This is a genomic window from Paenibacillus sp. Root444D2 (assembly GCF_001426375.1).
Classification (GTDB): Bacteria; Bacillota; Bacilli; order Paenibacillales; family NBRC-103111; genus Paenibacillus_E.
In genome coordinates, this window is the sequence record NZ_LMEO01000051.1 from 426,832 (window position 1) to 448,956 (window position 22,125).

A 22,125-nucleotide genomic window follows, 5' to 3' on the forward strand; every position below is an offset into this window, starting at 1 on the left:
TGAATATTAGCTTGTTTAGGAAATTAGATGACTTGGACTAGCCATTCGCATTGGAAGCTATTCAACTAAAATTTGCTATACTTTTTGCAACAACTCATATTACACAAAAGAGGTGAACATCCATGCCTGAACTACCCGAAGTCGAAACGGTCAGACGTACGCTGAATACTTTAATCACCGGAAAAACGATTGAGCATGTTCAGGTCAGACTGCCTCGCATCATCCAAAAGCCGGACGATATTCAGATGTTTGAGGTTCTGCTGCAAGGTCAGACGGTTGAAACCATAGAACGCAGAGGGAAATTTCTGCGCTTCATTCTTACCGATTACGTCATGGTTTCGCATCTGCGGATGGAAGGACGATACGGTCTGTATGACGGTGAAGATCCGTTGGAGCCTCACACCCATGTGTTGTTCCGCTTCACCGATGGCAGCGAGCTCCGCTATAAGGATGTTAGACAATTTGGAACGATGCATCTGTTCCCCAAAGGCGAAGAGCTCACGCAGCCACCACTGCATAAGCTTGGACTTGAGCCGTTAGATGAAGGCTTCACCTTCGAGGCTTTTCGTGACCGGATCGCTCATCGTTCGACGAAGATAAAACCGCTGCTGCTGAATCAAGAATATATCGTGGGCATCGGGAATATTTATGTAGACGAGTCCCTTTTCTTGGCTGGTATTCATCCAGAACGCGAAGCCTCTTCACTGAGCAAGAAGGAGCTCGAACTTCTTCACTCAGCTATCATTCGTACACTTCGTGAATCGGTTGAAGTTGGAGGATCCTCCATCAAATCATATGTGAATGGACAAGGCGAAATTGGCTTGTTCCAGCATCAGCTGAACATTTATGGCAGACAGTCCGAACCCTGCAAAACATGCGGGAGCGAGATCTACAAAACCGTTGTTGGCGGCAGAGGAACGCATATTTGCCCAACTTGTCAACCGTTAAAGCGCAAGGTAATCCGAAAGAAGTCAGAGAAATAGGCACGTGAAGCCTCCCCTTCCCATATGATATGGAGTACTTAGCCTAGATAACGGCTTACAAGCTAGTTTCTAGGTAAAACTCTTAGGAGGGGTATTATGCTTCCTGTAGTTTCTCTACTTATTCTTGCTTTCGCAGTTTCTTTGGACGGCTTCGGCGTTGGTGTGATGTATGGATTACGTAAAATACGAATTCCGCTCCTATCCATTGGGATTATATCGCTTTGGTCTGGTATCATTATCTACAGCTCGATGCAGATCGGTGTATTGATGTCTTCCTTCATGTCTCCCTTGGTTGCTAAGCGTATCGGTGCTCTCATCTTGATTGGGATTGGCATCTGGGCACTGGCACAAACAAGACAACAGAAGCCTCAAGAGCATCAGGAACGTGGAGGAGTCACATCCTTAGATCAAGCATCGATAAGCGGTGTTCTTCCTTCATCAGAGGGTAAGCATCCTGGTTCTGGAGAGATTCTCACGTTTGATACTTTGCAGCGAACGAAGGAAATTCTGAATATCGAACTGAAACGCTTCGGACTGGTTATTCAAATTTTGCGAACGCCATCCATTGCAGACGTTGACAAATCGGGCAATATTTCTGCTTCAGAAGCTACATTGCTAGGTTTGGCGCTATCTTTGGATGCATTCGGTGCAGGCATTGGCGCAGCATTAATTGGTTTCGTTCCACTGTTAACGGCTTCTGTCATTTCGATATCAAGTGGTTCATTTATTGCATTAGGTTTGCGGTTTGGCTTACGGTATGCGGAGATGAATTGGATGAAGAAACTGTCTGTACTTCCGGGATGTGTACTCATTATTATGGGTCTTTTGAAAATGTTGTAGGACGCACGTTAGGAGAGATTTGCCCATGAATATCGGGTTAACAGGAGGAATCGCTTGCGGCAAAAGCACGGTTAGCGCCATGCTGGTCAGCCGCGGCGCCCTATTAGTAGATGCGGACACCATAGCCCGCGATGTCGTCGAGCCCGGCAGCCCTGTTCTTGAACAGGTTGCTGCACATTTTGGACAAGCCGTCCTTCTGGCAGACGGCTCGCTTCATCGCAAGAAGCTTGGCGAGATCATCTTTGGGAATACCGAAGCGCGCAAGCAGCTGGAAAGTATTCTGCATCCGCCAATTCGTGCACAAATACGTGAACAGATGGAAACCTATGAACGGCAATTTCCAGACAAGCTTGTTGTGGTTGATGTCCCTTTATTAATCGAATCTAATTTATCCTTCATGTTTCAAGAGGTTATGGTTGTTTATGTGCCACGTCCAGTTCAGTTGGAGCGGCTTATGCAGCGGGATGGACTGACGGAAAGTGCGGCGAATAATCGCATTGATGCTCAGATGTCCATTGAGGAGAAACGTAAATTCGCGGATGTTGTCATTGACAACAGCGGGACATGGGAAGAAACTAACGCTGAAGTGGAGCGGTTTTGGTTAGGGAAGGGGCTTTCATGACCTTTTTACGTAAAAAACGAGTTTTTGCCCTGCTTCTTGTTTGTTTTATTCTAGTTCTTTTTATGAATAGCGATTTTATCGGGAGAAAGCTGTACCCGATCTACTTTGAGCAGGAAATTAGGCAGAGCGCGGCGAAACACAATATAGATCCATTTTTAATTGCTGCGATTATTAGGGTGGAAACGAATTACAAATATCATTTGGAGTCAAGCAAAGGGGCATTAGGCCTTATGCAGCTTATGCCTGACACGGCAGAGTGGATTGTAGAATCCACGAATCTGGGACCTCATGTTCAGGGCGATTTATTAAAAGTGGACGTAAATATTAATCTTGGTTCTTGGTATTTGAGCTGGCTAAAGAAGCATTATAATGGTAATTTAATTTATGCGATTGCGGCTTATAATGCAGGTCAAGGGAATGTGAATAAATGGAAGCAAAATGACGTTTGGGATGGTTCGCAAGAACATATTAATCAAATTCCATTCGGAGAAACACGTCATTATGTACAGCGGGTGCTCTATTATTACGAGAAATACACGAAGCTTTATTCTCAGCAATGGGGAAAGAAGGATTAAGATTTCCTTCTCTCATAAACAAAGAAGCATTGGACTAGCTCCTTTTGGGGGCTTAGAGTCCAATACTTCCTGTTTTTGAGCTTCAGTAGCTAGGATTCAAGATTACTTGAATTGACCAGCCAAGGATTGCTCAGCGATTTGTACTAAGCGACGAGTGATGTTACCACCAATGGCACCAGCATCACGAGTAGCCATATTACCCATATAACCATCTTGTGGGATGGCGATACCAAGTTCTTGCGCTACTTCATATTTTAGCTGATCCAAGGCTGCGTTAGCTTGAGGAACAACTAAAGTATTGCTGTTACGGTTTTGTCCTGCGCCCATGTCTGTTCACCTCCTTGTCGTTTGGTAATAGTATTGTGTGCATATCTCCTAAGTTCATGACATGTAACATATGGTAATAGATCAAAGAAGAGAAGAGAGAAAGGAGAGATAGCGAATGAAGTGTCCGTTCTGTGACTATTCCGGTACGAAAGTTCTTGATTCACGTTCAGCCAATGAAAACAAATCGATTCGTCGTCGTCGAGAATGTGAGAAGTGCGCGAGAAGATTCACCACTTTTGAGATGGTGGAAGAAACGCCGTTAATCGTGATTAAGAAAGATGGAAGTAGGGAAGAATTTAGTCGAGAGAAGATATTAAGAGGCTTGATTCGAGCTTGTGAGAAGCGGCCGGTATCGATGGAAAGGCTTGAGATGATGGTATCTGAAGTGGAAATGCAGCTTCGCACCACGGCTCATGCTGAAGTGGATAGTTTAAGCATTGGAGAAATCGTCATGGAACAGCTGTACCCCGTCGATGAAGTGGCGTACATTCGCTTTGCCTCCGTATACCGACAGTTTAAGGACATTAATATGTTCCTGAAGGAGTTAACGCAAATATTGGGAAAGCATGACACCGGACTGCTCCGGGATAAATAATCTCTAAATATGACAAAAACTAAGAAAAAGACAGCGGGATTCCCGTTGTCTTTTCTTAGTTTTTCCCATGAAATCAACAATCATGCGATTAATATTTATTTGAAAAAAATAAATCTTTAGACATCAACCGACTGTATTTTTGTATGCTTTCGTGCATAATTCCTTTATTGAGTTCGTTTGTCCAGTTCACTTCTGAGAAAATGAATAAACCGAATAGCTTCATCTTGGGTTAAAACGTTGTTATTAAACTTAAAGGAGAACATGTTCAAAAGATCATTTTCTGAAAGGTGCAAGTTATCAATCAATTGCTGTACATCCATGCTCATTTTACCATCCACCATAATTTTTTCCATCATCTTTGTTCCCTCCTAGTCTTTCTACATGAATCGGACGGAGGCGGTAGCTGGCTGACATTTTGGACATTCATCGATGCCATTTTAGTCCCTTTAGCTTTGCGTCGCCACTTTTCAGTGGTTTTGCCTTTATCGTACCGATTTATGTTTGTAAGAAAACTATATCATATTTACGGATTGAGTATCCATTAATTACATTATTCGAAGGATGGTTGAAGCATATGTCCGTCAAGTCCAATCAAATTCCAAGTATTTCTTATGAATTAGACATCGTAAAAGTTGCTAGCTCTCTCGGAATTGATACAGATCGTTTATTGGCTTATGTGTATGCAAACTCGGACTCGAAGAAACAATATGAGGTAAAGGAAACCTTTCCCGATTATAAAAGTGGTTGATCATATAAAAAAGAAAATTCATGATTCTATTGGAAAAAATCCAATGGAAGTGACTTTTAGGTCGCCAAAATCCCTACTTCACTGGATTAATCCAATGAAAGTAGCATACAGTCTACAAAATACATAAAGTGGGATTTCATTTTTCTGAATATGACTTTTAGGGCACCCCCATTTAGCCTTCGTGACGATAGATGGGCTATAGGATTACGAATGTTGTATTTTCTACAACAATTCTCACGCCCAAAGGCTATTTTGCAACTTGAAGTTGCAGTTTGTGCAACATTTTGAGCCCATTTGTTGCGAAATGGCCTTTATTGGACCAAATTGTTGTACATAATGCAACAACGATGCGAGGACGGCGAGATTAGGCAGCTATTGTTGCACTTTCTACAACATCTTTCAACCGCGAATATGGATTGATTCATCAGAAACCTCAAAGAGAGCAAATTCTATCTATTAAATTAGCGCGATCAGCCAATTAGAGTGATAAAGTATAGTACACCGAGCATGTGGATCTGACATATGACGATGTCCTCGATTTAAGAAACATCCATATAAATCGAACGCGCGGCGTATAATCACTAGAACTTCTCTTTGTACGCAAAAGGGTCTGTCCCAAGACATAAATGACTTCAATGTAGATCTAACTTGCGAAAAATCCCTTAGGGTCAACTTGCTTCACGTGCAACTTGAGCTCTACTTTGTCGACGGCCAATTGAAGCCATTGCCAATCGGTATACCATTGTTTGAGGTAATGCCGCCCAGAAGCATAAGGCAAAGGGTTCGAAAATGTTCCTGCTTCGAGGCTTACCCAAAGCAAGGTCTGGAGGTCGGGTGGCATTCGCTTGCCCACACTCACTGCGGCGGTGGACGCCAAAAACAAAGGAGCTAAGCACATACAAGCCGCTTAGCTCCTTTTTCATTCAAATATTCACTATTTTAAACAATTAGATCTGTCCCATACATATCATGTTACTTTTGGGACAGCTTCTTTCATCCTATTAAACCATGATTTTGCAGATATCGTTCGTGAATTCAACCGGATCTTGAAGAGGCAAACCTTCGATCAAGAGAGCTTGATTATACAGCAGGGCCGTATAAAGATTCAGCTTCTCTTTGTCTTTGTCAAAAGCATCTTTTAAGGATGCGAATACTTCGTGATTGACGTTGATTTCCAGTACCTTCTCAGCCTTCACGTTAGGATTATTCGGCATCGCATTTAAGATTTTTTCCATCTCGATCGTTACATCGCCGTCTGTCGATAAGCACACAGGGTGTTTTTTAAGACGCTTAGATGCTTTTACATTTGTAACCTTGCCGGACAACAGATCTTTCATATAATCGAAAAGCTCTTTGTTGTCATTCTTGTCAGCATCGGTTTCCGTTTGGTTATCATCCACTTCAATCCCAAGATCGCCGCTTGAAACGGATTTAAATTCTTTTTCTTTGTAGGTCATGATCATTTTGATCGCGAATTCATCGATATCATCGGTGAAATACAAAATCTCATAGCCTTTATCTGTCACAAGCTCGGTTTGTGGAAGCTTATCGATTCTTTCCATCGATTCTCCAGAAGCGTAGTAAATGTACTTCTGATCTTCCGGCATTCTTGCCACGTATTCGTCCAATGTAACCAGTTTTTTCTCCTTGGAGGAATGGAACATTAATAGATCCTGCAAGACGTCCTTATGGCTTCCGTAATCGCTATAGACACCAAATTTGAGTTGTCGGCCGAATGATTTGTAGAATTGCTCATATTTTTCTCTTTCGTCTTTCAACAGGCTTTGCAGCTGGCCTTTGATCTTGCTCGAAATGTTTTTGGCAATCAGCTTCAATTGACGGTCATGCTGGAGCATTTCTCTGGAAATATTGAGCGATAGGCTCTCTGAATCAACCATTCCTTTAACGAAGCTGAAATAGTCAGGAAGCAGGTCCGCACATTTGTTCATGATCAATACGCCATTGGCGTAGAGCTCCAAGCCCTTTTCGTACTCTTTGGAATAATAGTCAAAAGGAATATTTTCCGGGATAAAGAGGATAGCTTGATAGACGACAGCTCCATCGGCGCTAACGTGAATATGTTTGAGCGGCTTGTCGAAGCCGTAATGTTTCTCGTGATAAAACTTCTCGTAATCTTCCGGAGTCAATTCACTTTTGTTTTTTCTCCAGATAGGAACCATGCTGTTGACATGCTGCTCTTCTTGGTAATCCTCGAATTCGCTTTCGCTGCCTTCTTTCAGCCTTTTTCCGGTAATGTCCATTTTAATAGGGTAACGAATGAAATCGGAATATTTTTTGATGATCGCTTTTAAACGATACTCGTCTAAAAATTCATCAAAGTTCTCATCTTCCGTATTATCCTTAATTTTCAGGATGATCTCTGTGCCCACTTCGTCTTTCTCTGCTGTTTCGATCGTGTAGCCATCAGCACCGGTGGACTCCCACTTGTAGGCAACATCGCTGCCTAAAGCTCTACTAATAACCGTAACGACATCTGCAACCATAAACGCTGAATAGAAGCCAACACCGAACTGGCCAATGATATTGTGACCGTCTTTTGCTTCATTTTCTTTTTTGAAAGCCAAAGATCCGCTCTTCGCAATGATCCCCAGGTTATTCTCCAAATCTTCCTTCGTCATACCAATACCCGTATCACGCAGTGTGAGTGTACGATTCGTTTTGTCGGCAATCACTTTAATGAAATAACTATCTTTGTCAAAAACCAACGTGTCATCGGTCAAAGCTTTGTAGTAAATTTTGTCGATAGCATCGCTGGCATTGGAGATAAGCTCTCTTAGAAATATCTCTCTTTGCGTATAAATCGAATTGATCATCATTTCCAATAAGCGCTTGGATTCGGCTTGAAACTGTTTCTTTTCCAATGGGAGATCTCCTTTCAAATATGTAGAAATTAGTCAGAGATAATTATTAGCACTCTCAGTCTTCGAGTGCCATCCCTATCTTTATAACATTCCTCTTTTTCAATGTCAATTGGTATGGCAAAACAGAGCTCTATTTCGTAATAATCCGCATGAGAATATCCGCGCTTGGAAACCCATATTCTTCATATTCTTGTTCTTGCATAATCAGACTGTTGATGATGTTAAAATACCACGATAACAGTTCCCTAGGATCGCCTGCAGAGAATTCTCCAGCTTGCTGCCCTTTGATAAATATAGGGACTAGCTGATCTATAAGAACTTTCGGGGAATGCTGTTCAAGGGCTTGTTTGACCTCTTCGGGCACATCATCCGTTTTTCGTGCTTGTTGAATAAGCATGAAAGCATGCTTGTTTTCTTCATCCAGCATTCCTTGAGTCAACGCTTTAATTTGTTCCGCGGGAGTGCCAGGTATTTGAGCAATGTAAGCAATTTCCTTGCCTGCTTCTTCCATGAGTTCTTGAACGAGTGCAGTGAATAGCGAATCTTTGGAGCTATAGTAACGGTAGAAGAGGCCTTGACTGATGCCAGCCTCTGCCGCGATCATGCTCATTTTGGTTCCTGCGATTCCGTGGCGGGCAAATACGGTAAGAGCTGCTTTCTTAATTTGTTCTCTGCGATCATCACGAATTTGAGTCAATTGTTGTTCATTTAATGGGGACAATGGCCGTCAATCTCCGATCTGCATAATATCATTTCATTAAACTTATTATATAGGCTTCTCAAGTTGAAGTGAAATAGCATCCCTATTGCTTGCCGAGTCTACAAGCGGACATATCCTCATCCTAAGTTCATCTAGAAATTGTTCTGTTCGAGCAAAGGCTGCGAGATGGCCCGCATTCTGGATAAGAACGAATTCTTTATGAGGTGCTTTAATATCAGCGAAATAGGCTTGGGCTAATGCGGTTGGTGTTATGGCATCAGTATCACCTTGGAAGATGAAGAATGGTAAATCAAATGCTAACCCGAGGTTGCGGACGTCAAAGGCCATGAGTTCATCAAAAAGAAAGTCCAAGGAGAAGTTCATGCCTTTGAAAATGTCTATAATATCACGTATGGTGTGGCCCGGCGACGACAGAATAGCAGGCAGTATGATGTCCATAATCATATTAGGAACCGTTGTAATAGATTTAATGATCCATTTGTTCATTTCATCGAAGTCTTTGCGGCTCCACTGCGAGGGATCGGGCCCAATTCTCTCGATTGCCATCATGCCCTTATTGTTCCCAGCAGCGCGAAGTCCTTCCAGTGTCATCTGATATGACAGATGGTTCGGATCTGGGCCGACGTTCTGATCAGTCCCGACATAGGCATGGAAGAGGTCTGGTCGGCTCTTAACCATCATGACACCAATACAGCTGCCCACAGAGCTGCCAACAAGAATAATTTTTTCTTGATTGAGATGCTTACATAGGAATTCGGCAACCTCGAGTCCATCCTGTGCGAGTCTGGCAAAAGTAATTTCTCCGCTCCCATTCACGCCATTCCTGCGGAATGTCTTACCTGCACCGCGATGGTCCCATTGGACGATGGTAAAGTGCTTCTCCCATGAACGCAGCAATGGAGTGAAGACGGTATAAGTTGATGCGGGACCGCCGTGTATGAAGAACAGCACGGGCTTGCTGCGATCTTCCCCGCGAATGGTGATCCATTGATCAATGCCGCCAATCTGAATGAAGCGTTCCTGGGCGATGCCATTTGGTGTATGAAAGATAAGCTTCTTAGCATTTCTACGCTGATTTAGCTTTCGTAGGAGTAGATCCCAAACTAAATGTTTTTTATTCATTCGTGCACCTCGCTCTGATATTTTTAAATGAATAATTCATTCATCGATAAATCTTAACTGTAGCTTAATTCATTTTCAATCCGCAGTCAATAGGTTATTGACTATGCAAATAATAAAAAACGCTTGGGAACCCAAGCGTTAAGCAGCTGTTTATGTAAGTAAATCTTGTTTTAACTTTTACCCTTAGATGTTTCATTAAAAGCTTTTACGATCTTCGTAGGAGCTACAAGGCACCAGGCCAGCGTAAGCATATTACGACATTCCTCAGGATGGACACGATCCATTCGAATAATCATGAACGCTAAGTTGACAGCGCGATGCTTCTAATTTCATCCGCAGTAACCATAATTGTCTCCTCGAATTCTTCTCAAATGAGATTGATATCACTGCTCTCAATGATTGATTTTGGATAACCTTGCTTGGCAATTTTGATCATTGCGCGTCCGATCTTTTCTGAAGTCGTAATCGAATTCGGGAACCACTTTTCTAACAAAGGATAGAGAGGTTTCGATATGGTGTAAATGCTCTGGTACAGTTTAGTCTTGGACTTGACGCCATGCAATGGAAGAATGCCTCCTGGACGGAACATGTAAGCTGACTTGAAAGGCAGTTTAAGCAAATCATTCTCCGTTTTTCCCTTCACCCGTGCCCACATACTGCGACCCTTTTCCGTACTATCGGTTCCCATTCCTGTTACATAGAAGAACGACATGTTAGGGTTCAATCTCACTAATGTCTCAGCAACATGCATGGTAATATCATAGGTTATTGCCCGATATCGGTCTTCGGTCATACCCGCGGAAGAGACACCAAGGCAGAAAAAACAAGCATCAAAGCCCGACAGTTTATGCTCAATGACAGATAGATCCAGAAGATTAGCATGTACCTGTTCGTGTAATTTGGGATGATTCTGACCAGTGATGCTTCTACCTACCGATAGCACGCTATGAACTTGAGGATCGAGAAGGCATTCTCGCAGGACGCTTTGTCCCACCATGCCCGTAGCTCCAAAAAGAAGGACGTTCAATCTATCACACCTTTCAATTCAATTGTCTCAAATTTGCGTTAATGGTTATTTGCTTTCCCATCTCTTGGCCCATTTATCCATTTCTTTGAGAGCGGTCTGAAAATCAATTCCTTTTTCCGTCAATGAATATTCGACCATGATGGGTACAGTAGGGGTTACTTGGCGTAGAACAATCCCGTTCTGCTCTAAATGCCGCAGCACATCCGTTAAGGATTGTGTCTTGACGATTACTAAATCTCGATGAAGCTGCTTAAATCGTTTCGGGCCTTTTGATAGCTCAGCTATAACTAGGAATGCCCATTTGGCACCAAGTATGGTCAATACAGAACAGATGTTAGAGAAGTCATGCACTTCTTCTTGTAAAGGTTCCATGTGGCTTCACCTTCTTACTTATAGTTAGTTAGTCAAAATACTTGGATAATGTCCAAATACTTTGCCTTCTTACATTATTTTCGTAACCTTATTATACTTCAATAAAACGATCACGGAATAGCAGAAAGGAATGAATCGAATGAATCGACTGTCTATCTACATCCTTGCCCTAGGGGTATTTCTAACGGCGACCTCCGAGCTGGTTGTTGCCGGAATCCTTCATATCATCGCTGAAGATTTAAACATTTCTATCGCACTTGCGGGGCAGCTAATTACAGCCTATTCTCTTGCGTTTGCGATTGGAACCCCCATTGTGGTGTCACTTACTTCCCGGATGGGCCGCAGGAAAGTACTGCTCGGCTCACTGGCTGTATTTATCTTGGGCTGTCTAGCTTCTTTTGGGAGTTCAGAGATTTCGATCTTAATGGTTTCTCGTATAATTCTTGGGATAAGCGCAGGCGTCTATCTTGTTGTAGTGTTTGGTGCGGTTGCCAAATTAGTGCCTGCTGAGAAACTAGGAAGTGCGATCGGCACGATCGTTCTTGGGTTTAGCAGCGCTATGATCTTAGGGGTCCCGATTGGAATTGCTATTACCAACTGGTGGAGTTGGCAAGCGATTTTCATTATATTAGGCTTATTCAGCCTGTTAATTACTTTCATAATCTTCCGCCTTCTACCAGAAATTGAGGGGGACGCACCGGTTCCATTCGTGCAGCAATTTAAAGTGTTGGGAAGTCTCGTCATCGTAAGCGGTTTGTTCCTCACCTTTTTTAGAGAATCGGGTAACTCGATTTTATTTACGTATCTGACGCCGTTTATTCAAGACGTCCTTCATGTGAAGGCCTCCAACATAAGTATCATTATGCTTGTTTTCGGTATTTTCGGAGCCATCGGATCTCGTTTAGGCGGTTATGGCATTGATAGATGGGGAGCGGCTCGCATCATTACGCTGAGTATTATCGTTCATGTAGCAGTTTTAGCTCTACTGCCTTTTTTTTCCGAATCATTAGTTATCAGTTTAGTGTTAATCGCCCTTATGGTGTTCTCCATGTTCGTGACCGGTCCAGCTATCCAAACGTATTTTATTCAACAAGCGCCGCAGTCATCCAATTTCGTTCTCAGTTTGAATACATCCATCATTCATTTGGGAATAGCGATGGGAGCTGGCGCGGGGGGAGTGATGTCGAACGCGACTTCGACTGTCTTCTATCATCCATGGATGGCAAGTATCATTGTAGCGCTCGGGTTGGCGGCTGCCTTCGTCAGTTTTAGGGTAGGTAAGAGGTTTCAAAGTTATAGTCCTGAATAATTCTTGCCCTCCGTAACTATCCTTACAATTTACACAATTAACCATGATATCATTCCGAATGTCATTGCAGAGCAAACTGGTTATTTCATTCGCTTATCCGATCGAAAGAACCGTCAAGCAAGGGGTGCGAATAGTGGACGAAATGTCCAAAGATGTCTTAGAAAACGCTTCTAACGCTCAAGCAGTTTCGGATCATGCAACGCAAGCCACTCATATATCCATGGATGGTAATATGGATACCATTTTCAATGTTGTGGAGAAAAGCGCATCGGCACTACTCATAATGTCTCCGCAGCGGCATAGGAGCAGTTGGCATCGATGGAAGAAATCGCAGCTTCCTTAGAGTTATTATCTAAGATGGCTATTGAGCTTCAAGAGATAAATGAAAAATTTAAGACGTAAAATGGAGCAAGGACAACCTTTAACGGGTTGTCCTTGCTTGTATTTTAAATCCGAATAATTCTTTTGGCTGCGGCCTCTTTTAGCCATAACGGAAATTCATTCAAAAGATGATTATATAGCGTTTCATCCGAAATCGAAGCAATGTCTTCAATGTGAATAAAATTAGCGTTATCTACGATTCGTCCTTCCATCGTGTCCAACTGCTTCAGCACATCAAAATCAGAATCGCCAATGCCTACGAATTGCCAGAATATCGGTTGTACAGCAGATTCGGTGATGACTTTCTTGATGGGTTTTACGACACCGCCGTCATTGATGAACACCATAAATACGGGTATGGATGAATCTTCCTCAATGGTATATTTATGAATCACGTCCTGCATGACGGGCGGCTCATTATTACGGCCGAATTTATGTATCGTCTTGTTATTCATAATATGCTTTTGTACATATTGGTCGAAATCTTCCTCCGTAGCGGAAGGCAACCTGCTGAATTCATTGTCGTAGATCCAGACGTCTAGTGTCGCATTATCATCAAACTTACAAGCGACAGCCAGTATGCGCTCAACCACTTCCTGAACCGTTCCGTTCTTGTACAATGTCTGCATCGATCCTGAGATATCGAGAACTAAGCCTACTCTGGCGGTAAAGTTGGTCAACTTCTTCTTTTCCAATGTGATCTGAACGATTTTCTTACGTAAATCGATAGATGATAAGATCGTTTTCTCGTTGAATTTCCATTCCCCATTGTGCCTATATAACTCGCCGACAACAATGGCTGTCTCCTTGGAAAGATCTGAACCATATTCAAATCGGAATATTTCTTCACCATTATCGGCATTAACGAGTCGTAAATAAGAATTCGATATATCCTTCATCCTATGTCCATGCTTCTCGCCCTCGTGAATCGTTAGGGTAAAAGCCATTTTCGCAACACTATTCGGGAGCTTGGATAAAAAGATACTGATTGCTTCCTTGTCTATGCCATCTAATGGTTTATGATTCACTGCTCCGCTCTGGGCAGACGAATTGCCGTAAAATATAAAATCCTCATCCCGTTCGCATCGGTTACTATCCGATAACATAAAACAGGCAGCGTCAATGTTCATTGCGGCAACTGACGATGACCACCCGAATTGCAGGCTAAGGTTAGACAGACTTGTTCCTCTTGTGATATCAACTTTTTGTCCTTTCAACAGTAACATGTGTTCATCTCCTCAAATCATGGCCATTAGATAAGCTGTCATTCAATACTTGGAATATATTTTCGACAGTTTACAACCGTTTACCTCTTGATATCTTGCGCTACCTCGGATTTGGCAACAACTACAGTCAAGCAAACGTGCTCAGTTCTTTAATTTTTGGACAATTTATTGAAATGCGGTGCTATTTTCGGTTCTGGTTCGCACCTATAATTATTTATAGATAGCATTTGTAAGCGCTTCACAATTGAATTGACAATATCGGATCGTTCCGGAGATGGGGGAATTTCATGCAAGCCAGCAAGTTGACCATAACGGGACAAACTGTCGTAACGCCCAAAGATGCAAGGAGCGGTTTCTGGCGGACGATTGCCAAGTATCGCTGGCTTTACATACTGACAGCGCCGGGGCTGCTCTATTATCTAGTGTTTCATTATGCGCCGATGGTCGGCTTGGTTATTGCTTTCAAGGACTACAATCTGATGAAAGGATTCTGGGGGAGCGACTGGATAGGGCTGGACAACTTTCGGAAAATATTTAACTCGCCTGAATTTCCTCTGCTGCTCAAAAATACGGTATTGCTAAGTACTTACCGGATTTTATTCAATATGTTTCCTGACGTTATCCTCGCACTGCTGCTGAACGAGGTGCGGGTCAATTGGTTCAAACGGATCGTCCAGACAATCACGTATGGTCCGCACTTCTTGTCGTGGATTATCGTCTACGGCCTTGTGTTCTCGTTCTTCGCGCCTGGATCAGGTCTGGTGACGACACTGTTTCGTGACATGGGCTGGGGCAGTATCGACGTCATGACGAATTCCAATTCGTTCCGGCCGATGCTGTTAATAACGGACGTCTGGAAAAACACGGGCTTCGGGGCGATCATTTATTTGGCAGCCCTGTCATCGATCAATCCAGAGCTGTACGAGGCAGCTGTTATGGACGGAGCAGGCAGAGGGCGTCAAATGTGGCATGTTACACTACCCGGCATACGTGATGTGTTCATGCTGATGATCATTTTGCGAATCGGACATATTTTGGATGCGGGCTTCGATCAGGTGTACATTTTTCTCAATGCCAGGGTGTACGATGTTGGCGACATTCTCGATACCTGGATATTCCGGCGAGGCATTGAGCAGCTGGATTTCAGCGTCCCAACCGCAATGGGCGTATTTAAGTCGGTGATTGGGCTTATCCTGGTGCTTGGCGCAAACAAGCTCGCCAAACGGTTCGGAGGATCGGGTATATGGTGACAGGAGGATGCTGACATGTCGATTGTATTAAAGAAGAGAACACCCGACAGGATATTCGATGTCGTTCTGTACGCAGGGCTAGGCTTGTTCTGTCTAGCAACTCTTTTTCCGCTTTATTATGTTTTCATCGTATCTGTTACACCTTATACGGAGGTGCTGCGCAGTGGTGGATTCGTGCTATTCCCCAGTGTCTTCACACTCGATGCGTTCCGGACTGTGCTGGGCAGCAATGTTGTGCCAAACGCGCTGCAGGTGACCATATTTATTACCGTAGCAGGCACCATGCTCAATTTGATCGCCACGACGGCGCTTGCATACCCATTATCCAAAAAGTTTTTGCCAGGCAGGAACGCCATGCTGCTTGCTATCATTTTTACGATGCTGTTCTCAGGAGGTCTTATTCCCGTCTATATGATCGTCAAAGCGCTCGGAATGATGAATACCTTATGGGCACTTGTTATTCCCGGTATGATTTCGTCATTCAATTTGCTGATCATGAAGACGTATTTTGAAGGACTGCCGCACGAGGTTGAGGAGGCAGCGAAGGTGGATGGCGCCGGCGATTTGGCAACACTGCTGCGCATTGTACTGCCGCTTTCGCTGCCGATTCTCGCGACGCTCACGCTTTTTTTCGCAGTCGGGCATTGGAATACCTATTTCGCCGGCATCATGTATTTGCACGAGCGCGAGCTGTACCCTCTTCAAGTCGTGCTTCGCAACATGATCATAGCGCCAAGCGTCAGCCAGGAGCTGTCGGTGCCGCAATCGGAGTTGCAATCACTTCCTCCAGAAACAGTCAAAATGGCCGTCGTGGTCATAGCGATTGTACCGGTTCTAGTCCTGTATCCATTCCTGCAAAAATATTTCATGAAGGGCATGCTGATTGGTTCGATCAAAGGATGACGTGTCATCCTTTACCGGCTTGCCTACTTAAGCAGCAAACGAACCAAATACATAAAAAACATTAGGAGGTCTAAATGCGCATGAAAAAGACAACGACAATAACAGCGATTTTGCTGGCAACAGCCCTTATCGCAGCAGCGTGCAGCAATAAATCGGACGGTGGAACGAATGGCTCTCCTTCCGTTTCAGCGAAAGCGGGAGAGTCGCCTGCGGCCTCGGTGAAGAAAGAAAAGCTGGCGCTCACTTGGTTTGTCAACGCGGCTAACAGTTCGCAATTGCCCGCAGCGGACAAAGATTTCGTTAAAAAAGCAATCGCAGAAAAATTCAACGTCGATCTGAAACTTTTGTATATGGCGTCGGGACCTGATTATCTCAGTAAAATCAATACGATGATCGCTTCCGGCGACATCCCGGATCTGTTTTATATGGACGGACTGGAGTCGGTCAAGTACATCAAGGACGGCATAGCACGAGATATGACGAATCTCGTCACCCCTGAAGCGATGCCAAACTACTTCAAATATTGGATTTCGCCGACGGATCTGAAGCAGTATCAAGTGCAAGACGTTTTCAAACGCGCCCCGGTTCCGTATACGAAGAAGGTGTCTCGCTCGTATTACGTCCGGAAGGATTGGCTTGATAAGTTGGGCTTGAAGATGCCGGAAACGTACGACGAGATGGTTACCGTCATGAAAGCGTTCACTGAAAAAGATCCAGACGGCAATGGCAAGAACGATACCTTTGGCTTTTCGACAAGCGGTAACGGTACATCACTGCCTTTCGATTTCCCGGAATTCATTAAAAACGGGCTTGTAGGCGATTTCGTGCTCGAAAACGATCAGTTTATCGATGTCCGTACCGATATCCGGATGCAAAAAGTGCTGGACGACGTCCGAAAACTGTTAGCCATGAATGTGGTTGATCCCGACTGGCTGCTAAATAAAAGCGGACAACACATAGAGAAAGCGACGCAGGGTAAAGTCGGCATCGTGCTATCCGCAGGGGGCAACGACGCCTATGACAATAATGCAAACGGCTTACAGGTGAAGACGAAGGCGGTAACCGGTGTGGCGAATGTCGATTGGCAGCCGTTCCACATCGGAGCCAAGACCGGAACATGGGTCGAGCTGCTTCCGGGCAACCCATTCCTGATCAGTTCCAAAACGTCGGAGGAGAAGGCGAAGCGATCGATCGAGATTTTGGATTGGCTGGCTAGCGAAGAGGGGTACTTGTTAACTCAATATGGGTTAGAAGGCATTCACTACAAGCGTAATGGAAAGCAAATCGAACGGATCGAGGATGCATACAAGAGAGATGTTCTTGATAACGGCAATTTCCTCAATATTTATAATTGGTTTGCCAATTTTGTACAGGGTCAGACAGATAAATTCGGCCTCGAGATTATCGACAAAAACATCACAGCACGGGATAAAGCAATTTCTGAGAAGCTGAATGCTTACAAGCTGCTGCCGTCGGTCGGAACCAGCCTGACAATCAAGGATGGTATGGATTTGGCGACACTGCGTAAAAAAATGAGCGAGTATCATATCCAGATTTTATTCAAGGAAAAAGATGCCTCCAATTGGCCCCAATACCGGGCTGAGCTTATGAACAAATACGGCGGCAAAAACATCTTCGGTTATTACGCTGAGCAGGTCTCGCAAGCATCCGGAAAATCGATCAAATTTATGAGTGATAACTGAGACGCCGCTTGACATTGGAAGGGACTGTTTGGCAATGTGGCTATTGCGTAGGTTAAGGAACCGAAGGTATACAGGAATCAGTAGGAAGTTGTTCGTTCTCGTCTTTCTATCGGTGGTGGGTCTATTTTTCGTGATCGGATTGTTCGGCTATCAACGGCTGTTCAATCCGATTAAACAAAACAATGAGGCCGTACTTCAGGATTCAGTCGTACAGGTGGAAAATTATTTGAAAACGTTCATGAACAATATTCAAGGCCTACTGATGCTTTTGTCCAATCCAATCATTAACGACAGTCTGGGGAAAGAGGATATCGCAAGGCTGCTGGAAACCATGATGATCCAGCACCGGGAGGAATTCGAGGCTATTTACTTGATTGAGGGAGAGACTATTTCAAGCAGCTCTCCTTTTTCCTATCCATTTTTCGTCCCTGAAAAACAGGTTGCCGATATCGTGCGTCAAATGTCAGGCGACAGCGGTGTTTGGTGGAGTCCACCTTATCAATCGGGGGGGAGACAGTCGCTATCAGTCGCCAAACGGATCGATGCGAAGCGGATTATCGTGTTCGATTTGAATTTGTCCTCGCTGACGGGTCCTTCGGTGGTACAAAACAAGGAAAAGGCTGTATTTCTGTTTACCGGCCCCGGTCAGCCTATCGCCTTTAATATGCCGTTAACATCTCTTACCGCAATAAAGGAATATGAATCTATTGTCAGTCAACTGCAGTCTCTTACTGCTGCCAGTCAAATGTCCTACGATAGGGTCCACACAGAGACCGCTGCGTATAAAGTGCTAAGGAGCGATCAGAACCGCTGGAATTGGGTTGTCTTCTCGATCGTCAAGGAATCGGAAGCATATCCGTTGCTAACCTTACTGGAGCAGCAAATGGTGGTGGTGCTTCTTGTCGCGATTATCCTTGCGGCTTTCCTGTCCATGTGGATCGCGAGGTACATCCAAGTACCAGTTAGCGCGATAACTCAGCAAATGAAGGCGGGAGCACGAGGGGCGCTGAACGTGAGGGTATCGCTTAAGCGCAACGATGAGTTCGCCTACATTGCCGATGCGTTCAATCGGATGATGGACAGTATTCAGACGTTGTTTGATGATCTGCGATTGGTGGAGGAGAAGAAACGACAGCTCGAATTGAAAGCTTTGCAATCGCAAATTCATCCGCATTTTCTTCATAATACGCTGAGCGCGATCTATTGTTTGGATCAGGCGGGACGCGCAGCAGAGATGGCTGGAATGCTGCGTGCCCTGACTGGCCTGCTGCAGTATTCGACGGACAAGACGGGTGATATTGTAACGGTGGAGGAGGAATTGCGACAGCTGGAGCAATACGATGTGCTCATGAAGTTGCGGTACGGGGACGTCTTCCGGCTCGATCTCGTTGTACGCGACGAGTCGCTCGTCGCCCCGATACCTAAGCTCACGTTGATTACGCTCGTCGAGAATAGTATTTTCTATGGACTCGGCACAGGCGAAACGAATCATATTATCGTGGCAGGTATGGCTTCCAATGAAGGGGGAACATTGCTCGAAGTGTCGGATACGGGCCCTGGCGTCGATCCTTCTAAGCTGAGTTGCCTTCTTGCCGGTGTTCCTTCATTAGGGCGTCATAAAGGACTGAATAATTTGGGTTTGCGCAACATTCACGAGCGAATCCGGCTTCATTTTGGCGAGTCATACGGTTTAAGCTTTCCCGAGGAATCGGAGGAGGGGCTGCTGGTTTGCGTCAGACTACCCGAGCCGGATGGTCCTGAAGCATGCCAGGTTAAGAGTGAAGGGGGGAGAGAAGCATGCTGAAGCTGTTGCTGGTGGACGACGAGCAGTGGGTAAGGGAGCATTATTCGCAAAGGGTTGACTGGGCTTCTGCCGGTTTTACACTGATCGGACCAGCCTCCAGTGCGAAGGAAGCGATCCGCATCATGGAGCAGGAGAATCCCCACCTACTGCTAACCGACATCATGATGCCTGATATGGACGGACTGGAGTTAGCCGACTATGTACGGGAGAGATATCCGCAGATTCATATCATGATTTTGACCACTTACGGCGAATTCGATTTCGCCAAGCGCGCTATATCGATTGGCGTCTCAGGCTACATGATCAAGCAGGTACAGGAGGCGGATCAGCTTCTGAAAGCTTGTCGCAAGGTCGCCGAAGAGATCTACCGCGACATGGACGTAGCGCACCGGCTGCAGCTTCAAGGGCTTCAGCAGCGGCAAAGCGACTGGCAAGAAAGACGACACTGGCTGGAGCGGATGTTATCTGCTCCGGCATCCTTGGATGCACATCCACTGCCGCCGGGACTTGGCTCAATCGAAAGGCAGTCGGGCTTCGTCGCTTTACTGTCCGTCGGTTGGAGCGGGCGCGAGTTGTTCGGAATCGCGAGTCAGCAGGGCGAGCAGGCATTACGTCTGCAAGCGGAAGCCGGACAAGTTATCGAGCGTCGATACTTAGAGAGCGAGGGTGATGGCAAAGTCGTCGCTGTCACTGTACCTTGGAGAAGCGACAGGCTGTTTGTGTTCATGCGCTTGCCGAATATCCATAGCGCTGCAGCTAGGCTCAGCTTACTTCGTGTGGAAGCAGTGGCTGTTCTGGATGATATACGTGCCGTAATTGGCGTTCCGGGGCATGCGCATGCCCTGCTTAGACAGATCGGCGAAGTGACTTGGACGGAGTTGGTCCGCGCTGGAGCGGATGGTCTGGACGCTTTCTTCTATCATCCAACGCCGATGATTTCCGACGCGGTGCCTGAGCGGTTCACGGTGATACCCCCCTCACAGTATCGGGAATGGGCTGCTGCGGTACGAAAGGCACTGCAGCAGCGTTCTGCCATCTCGTTCCGCGAGGCGATCACGCCACTGCTGCAAGAGGGAGTTCCGCCCTTACGTCCTGCGGAGTTGATACATGTCTCGCACAAGCTGCTTGATCCGGCTTTGTCGGAAATCCCAGTTTCCGTAACGGAGCGAATGGACGATCTTGCATCGGTCGAGACCTGGGAGGAATTTGTCAGCTGGTGGGAGCAAACTTTCCAAGAGCTGGAGCGGGCATTCGGGGAGCATGTGAGGATGTCCTACCGCAAGGAGATTCAAAGCATGTGCCGCCTTATTCACGAAAGGTATGCAGAGGATATTCAGATTTCCGATCTTGCGGAGCGCGTACAGCTTCATCCTTCCTATGCGGGGCAATTGTTCAAGCAAGAGACGGGTGAGCATTTTACCGATTATTTGAACCGGTACCGAATGAAGAAGGCCGAAGAACTGCTGACGCAGACGACGATGAAAATATATGAGGTGGCGGAGGCTGTCGGCGTAGACAATTATCGTTACTTTTGCAAGCTGTTCAAAGCTTATACGGGGTTTACGCCGACGGAATATAAAAAAAATCAATAGTTAGGAGACCGCCCATCCTCTTATCCCGGATGAATGAAATTATATTCTCAGTAGAATATGTTTAGAAGGGAGTCAATTTCATAATAAAAGTCCGATTTTTCCAAGTATGGATTCGGGAGAAATGCAGTTGGATAAGAGCCTTTAGAGACTGCTATTTCTTCATTTCCAGCGTATTTTGTAAAAATANAAGTCCGATTTTTCCAAGTATGGATTCGGGAGAAATGCAGTTGGATAAGAGCCTTTAGAGACTGCTATTTCTTCATTTCCAGCGTATTTTGTAAAAATAAGAGTCCGTAGAGGCTCTTACCCGTCAAGTAAAGTGTGAACTCGGGAGAAAAGCAATCGGATAAGAGCCTTTAGAGACTGCTATCTCTTCATTTTCAGCGTATTATGTAAAAATAGAAGTCCCTAAAGACTCTTAACGTTCAAATGAAGTGTGGATTCGATAGAAATACCGTCGGATAAACCTTAAGGAGCTAATATCACTATTAAAGCACTATTTTCCCACAAGGCCCCATAAACATCGTACGAGCTATTGACATTCAAACCAATTACAGAATTCAGAAAGGGATTTATCCACTTAAATGCCCTGATTTCTAGTACTTAAACGGAGAATACCAATTACAGAATTCAGAAAGGGATTTATCCACTTAAATGCCCTGATTTCTAGTACTTAAACGGAGAATAACATGAAATTCTTGGCACCCAATGGATATTTTGGGTAGGTGACTGTTTTTGAATGCGCTAAAAATCCTTATGTAGCAAGGGTTTTGAATTACGAAATTGACTCGAAGGTGCAACAATTGTTACCTAGATCCCGCTTATCTCCCTACATTGTTGCATAATGGAGACCGTCGATTCATTCATCCAATCTAACTCTTTATTGAGGTGTCATAAATCGGGATCAATCGTAATATATGCCCAATTGAGGTTGCTGGATGAATGAATCCATACTTTCGGTTGAAGATGTTGTAGAAAGTACAACAATTGCTGTCTAGATCCCGCGATTCTCCCTTCGATGTTGCACAATGTACAACAATTCTATAAAGCCCCCTAATTAAGTTGGACACTTTTAGGCTAAGAAAATACAATGAAATTAGCCGGAGGTTGTTCGTATGAGGGTAAAGCATAGCAAGTTTGACG

General features: G+C 44.8%; 22 protein-coding genes and 1 riboswitch. Of the genes, 13 read left to right on the top strand and 9 right to left on the bottom strand.

What is annotated here, in order from left to right; all coding sequences use genetic code 11:
* Positions 1-122: 122 nt before the first annotated feature.
* From mutM to ASD40_RS33385, 4 genes are all read left to right on the top strand, one after another.
* Entirely contained in the window at positions 123-983 is an 861-nt protein-coding gene (mutM, locus tag ASD40_RS33370) for a DNA-formamidopyrimidine glycosylase (RefSeq protein ID WP_057307423.1), read from the top strand.
* A 96-nt stretch (positions 984-1,079) separates the two neighbouring features.
* Positions 1,080-1,823 carry an MntP/YtaF family protein gene (locus ASD40_RS33375; protein WP_057307424.1) on the top strand — a complete coding sequence of 248 codons (744 nt, stop codon included), beginning with the start codon at positions 1,080-1,082 and terminating at the stop codon, positions 1,821-1,823.
* Between the two features lie 25 nt (positions 1,824-1,848).
* The gene (gene coaE, locus ASD40_RS33380; RefSeq protein ID WP_057307425.1) at positions 1,849-2,445 is read left to right on the top strand and encodes a dephospho-CoA kinase; all 597 of its coding nucleotides are present in this window, start codon (positions 1,849-1,851) and stop codon (positions 2,443-2,445) included.
* Positions 2,442-3,020: a lytic transglycosylase domain-containing protein gene (locus ASD40_RS33385; RefSeq protein WP_057307426.1), complete on the top strand. Its 579-nt coding sequence runs from the start codon at positions 2,442-2,444 to the stop codon at positions 3,018-3,020. The genes coaE and ASD40_RS33385 overlap by 4 nt, the downstream gene beginning before the upstream one ends.
* Positions 3,021-3,122: 102 nt before the next feature.
* Here ASD40_RS33385 and ASD40_RS33390 read toward each other — a convergent pair whose 3' ends face one another.
* Positions 3,123-3,347 (bottom strand): alpha/beta-type small acid-soluble spore protein, encoded by a 225-nt coding sequence (locus ASD40_RS33390; protein ID WP_029199330.1) that lies wholly within the window; start codon positions 3,345-3,347, stop codon positions 3,123-3,125.
* 115 nt (positions 3,348-3,462) lie between these two features.
* Here ASD40_RS33390 and nrdR point away from each other — a divergent pair, with 115 nt between their 5' ends.
* Positions 3,463-3,942: a transcriptional regulator NrdR gene (nrdR, locus tag ASD40_RS33395; RefSeq protein WP_029199331.1), complete on the top strand. Its 480-nt coding sequence runs from the start codon at positions 3,463-3,465 to the stop codon at positions 3,940-3,942.
* Positions 3,943-4,106: 164 nt separating this feature from the next.
* Here nrdR and ASD40_RS33400 read toward each other — a convergent pair whose 3' ends face one another.
* Complete coding sequence (locus ASD40_RS33400) at positions 4,107-4,298, bottom strand: hypothetical protein (RefSeq protein WP_057307427.1); 192 nt, start codon at positions 4,296-4,298, stop codon at positions 4,107-4,109.
* A 39-nt stretch (positions 4,299-4,337) separates the two neighbouring features.
* Positions 4,338-4,433, bottom strand: a riboswitch (cyclic di-GMP riboswitch).
* A gap of 83 nt (positions 4,434-4,516) precedes the next feature.
* On the opposite strand from ASD40_RS33400, the gene ASD40_RS37640 reads away from it, so the two are divergent.
* Positions 4,517-4,690, top strand: coding sequence for a hypothetical protein (locus ASD40_RS37640; protein WP_156390265.1), 174 nt, complete (start codon positions 4,517-4,519; stop codon positions 4,688-4,690).
* Between the two features lie 643 nt (positions 4,691-5,333).
* On the opposite strand, the gene ASD40_RS33405 is transcribed toward ASD40_RS37640, so the two are convergent.
* From ASD40_RS33405 to ASD40_RS33430, 6 genes are all read right to left on the bottom strand, one after another.
* Positions 5,334-5,588 (bottom strand): hypothetical protein, encoded by a 255-nt coding sequence (locus tag ASD40_RS33405; RefSeq protein WP_057307428.1) that lies wholly within the window; start codon positions 5,586-5,588, stop codon positions 5,334-5,336.
* A 103-nt stretch (positions 5,589-5,691) separates the two neighbouring features.
* Positions 5,692-7,572, bottom strand: coding sequence for a molecular chaperone HtpG (gene htpG, locus ASD40_RS33410; protein ID WP_057307429.1), 1,881 nt, complete (start codon positions 7,570-7,572; stop codon positions 5,692-5,694).
* Between the two features lie 130 nt (positions 7,573-7,702).
* Positions 7,703-8,293 carry a TetR/AcrR family transcriptional regulator gene (locus ASD40_RS33415; RefSeq protein WP_057307430.1) on the bottom strand — a complete coding sequence of 197 codons (591 nt, stop codon included), beginning with the start codon at positions 8,291-8,293 and terminating at the stop codon, positions 7,703-7,705.
* 45 nt (positions 8,294-8,338) lie between these two features.
* Positions 8,339-9,415: an alpha/beta fold hydrolase gene (locus tag ASD40_RS33420; RefSeq protein ID WP_057307431.1), complete on the bottom strand. Its 1,077-nt coding sequence runs from the start codon at positions 9,413-9,415 to the stop codon at positions 8,339-8,341.
* 367 nt (positions 9,416-9,782) lie between these two features.
* Positions 9,783-10,442 carry an NAD-dependent epimerase/dehydratase family protein gene (locus ASD40_RS33425; protein ID WP_057307432.1) on the bottom strand — a complete coding sequence of 220 codons (660 nt, stop codon included), beginning with the start codon at positions 10,440-10,442 and terminating at the stop codon, positions 9,783-9,785.
* Between the two features lie 45 nt (positions 10,443-10,487).
* Positions 10,488-10,814 (bottom strand): winged helix-turn-helix transcriptional regulator, encoded by a 327-nt coding sequence (locus ASD40_RS33430; RefSeq protein WP_057307433.1) that lies wholly within the window; start codon positions 10,812-10,814, stop codon positions 10,488-10,490.
* A 139-nt stretch (positions 10,815-10,953) separates the two neighbouring features.
* Between ASD40_RS33430 and ASD40_RS33435 the strand changes: the two genes are divergently transcribed.
* Complete coding sequence (locus ASD40_RS33435) at positions 10,954-12,123, top strand: MFS transporter (RefSeq protein ID WP_057307434.1); 1,170 nt, start codon at positions 10,954-10,956, stop codon at positions 12,121-12,123.
* A gap of 58 nt (positions 12,124-12,181) precedes the next feature.
* A complete protein-coding gene (locus ASD40_RS33440) occupies positions 12,182-12,466 on the top strand; it encodes a hypothetical protein (RefSeq protein WP_057307435.1) in 285 nt (94 codons plus the stop codon).
* 103 nt (positions 12,467-12,569) lie between these two features.
* Here the strand turns inward: ASD40_RS33440 and ASD40_RS39185 are convergent, their stop codons facing one another.
* Complete coding sequence (locus ASD40_RS39185) at positions 12,570-13,730, bottom strand: VWA domain-containing protein (RefSeq protein ID WP_082562619.1); 1,161 nt, start codon at positions 13,728-13,730, stop codon at positions 12,570-12,572.
* A gap of 287 nt (positions 13,731-14,017) precedes the next feature.
* Between ASD40_RS39185 and ASD40_RS33450 the strand changes: the two genes are divergently transcribed.
* The 5 genes from ASD40_RS33450 to ASD40_RS33470 all read left to right on the top strand — a co-directional run bounded on the left by ASD40_RS33450 (position 14,018) and on the right by ASD40_RS33470 (position 20,982).
* Positions 14,018-14,980: an ABC transporter permease gene (locus tag ASD40_RS33450; RefSeq protein WP_057307436.1), complete on the top strand. Its 963-nt coding sequence runs from the start codon at positions 14,018-14,020 to the stop codon at positions 14,978-14,980.
* Between the two features lie 15 nt (positions 14,981-14,995).
* Positions 14,996-15,883: a carbohydrate ABC transporter permease gene (locus ASD40_RS33455; protein WP_057307437.1), complete on the top strand. Its 888-nt coding sequence runs from the start codon at positions 14,996-14,998 to the stop codon at positions 15,881-15,883.
* An 80-nt stretch (positions 15,884-15,963) separates the two neighbouring features.
* The gene (locus ASD40_RS33460) at positions 15,964-17,586 is read left to right on the top strand and encodes an extracellular solute-binding protein (RefSeq protein ID WP_162251358.1); all 1,623 of its coding nucleotides are present in this window, start codon (positions 15,964-15,966) and stop codon (positions 17,584-17,586) included.
* A gap of 34 nt (positions 17,587-17,620) precedes the next feature.
* Positions 17,621-19,390, top strand: a complete 1,770-nt coding sequence (locus ASD40_RS33465; RefSeq protein WP_156396725.1) for a sensor histidine kinase — start codon at positions 17,621-17,623, stop codon at positions 19,388-19,390.
* Positions 19,384-20,982: a response regulator gene (locus tag ASD40_RS33470; protein WP_057307440.1), complete on the top strand. Its 1,599-nt coding sequence runs from the start codon at positions 19,384-19,386 to the stop codon at positions 20,980-20,982. The genes ASD40_RS33465 and ASD40_RS33470 overlap by 7 nt, the downstream gene beginning before the upstream one ends.
* Positions 20,983-22,125 lie beyond the last annotated feature (1,143 nt).

Coding starts and splice junctions, on each gene's coding strand:
- mutM (WP_057307423.1), top strand. CDS start 123: ATGCCTGAACTACCCGAAGTCGAAACGGTCAGACGTACGCTGAATACT.
- ASD40_RS33375 (WP_057307424.1), top strand. CDS start 1,080: ATGCTTCCTGTAGTTTCTCTACTTATTCTTGCTTTCGCAGTTTCTTTG.
- coaE (WP_057307425.1), top strand. CDS start 1,849: ATGAATATCGGGTTAACAGGAGGAATCGCTTGCGGCAAAAGCACGGTT.
- ASD40_RS33385 (WP_057307426.1), top strand. CDS start 2,442: ATGACCTTTTTACGTAAAAAACGAGTTTTTGCCCTGCTTCTTGTTTGT.
- ASD40_RS33390 (WP_029199330.1), bottom strand. CDS start 3,347: ATGGGCGCAGGACAAAACCGTAACAGCAATACTTTAGTTGTTCCTCAA.
- nrdR (WP_029199331.1), top strand. CDS start 3,463: ATGAAGTGTCCGTTCTGTGACTATTCCGGTACGAAAGTTCTTGATTCA.
- ASD40_RS33400 (WP_057307427.1), bottom strand. CDS start 4,298: ATGATGGAAAAAATTATGGTGGATGGTAAAATGAGCATGGATGTACAG.
- ASD40_RS37640 (WP_156390265.1), top strand. CDS start 4,517: ATGTCCGTCAAGTCCAATCAAATTCCAAGTATTTCTTATGAATTAGAC.
- ASD40_RS33405 (WP_057307428.1), bottom strand. CDS start 5,588: ATGTGCTTAGCTCCTTTGTTTTTGGCGTCCACCGCCGCAGTGAGTGTG.
- ASD40_RS33420 (WP_057307431.1), bottom strand. CDS start 9,415: ATGAATAAAAAACATTTAGTTTGGGATCTACTCCTACGAAAGCTAAAT.
- ASD40_RS33430 (WP_057307433.1), bottom strand. CDS start 10,814: ATGGAACCTTTACAAGAAGAAGTGCATGACTTCTCTAACATCTGTTCT.
- ASD40_RS33435 (WP_057307434.1), top strand. CDS start 10,954: ATGAATCGACTGTCTATCTACATCCTTGCCCTAGGGGTATTTCTAACG.
- ASD40_RS33440 (WP_057307435.1), top strand. CDS start 12,182: ATGTCATTGCAGAGCAAACTGGTTATTTCATTCGCTTATCCGATCGAA.
- ASD40_RS39185 (WP_082562619.1), bottom strand. CDS start 13,730: ATGTTACTGTTGAAAGGACAAAAAGTTGATATCACAAGAGGAACAAGT.
- ASD40_RS33450 (WP_057307436.1), top strand. CDS start 14,018: ATGCAAGCCAGCAAGTTGACCATAACGGGACAAACTGTCGTAACGCCC.
- ASD40_RS33455 (WP_057307437.1), top strand. CDS start 14,996: ATGTCGATTGTATTAAAGAAGAGAACACCCGACAGGATATTCGATGTC.
- ASD40_RS33460 (WP_162251358.1), top strand. CDS start 15,964: ATGAAAAAGACAACGACAATAACAGCGATTTTGCTGGCAACAGCCCTT.
- ASD40_RS33465 (WP_156396725.1), top strand. CDS start 17,621: ATGTGGCTATTGCGTAGGTTAAGGAACCGAAGGTATACAGGAATCAGT.
- ASD40_RS33470 (WP_057307440.1), top strand. CDS start 19,384: ATGCTGAAGCTGTTGCTGGTGGACGACGAGCAGTGGGTAAGGGAGCAT.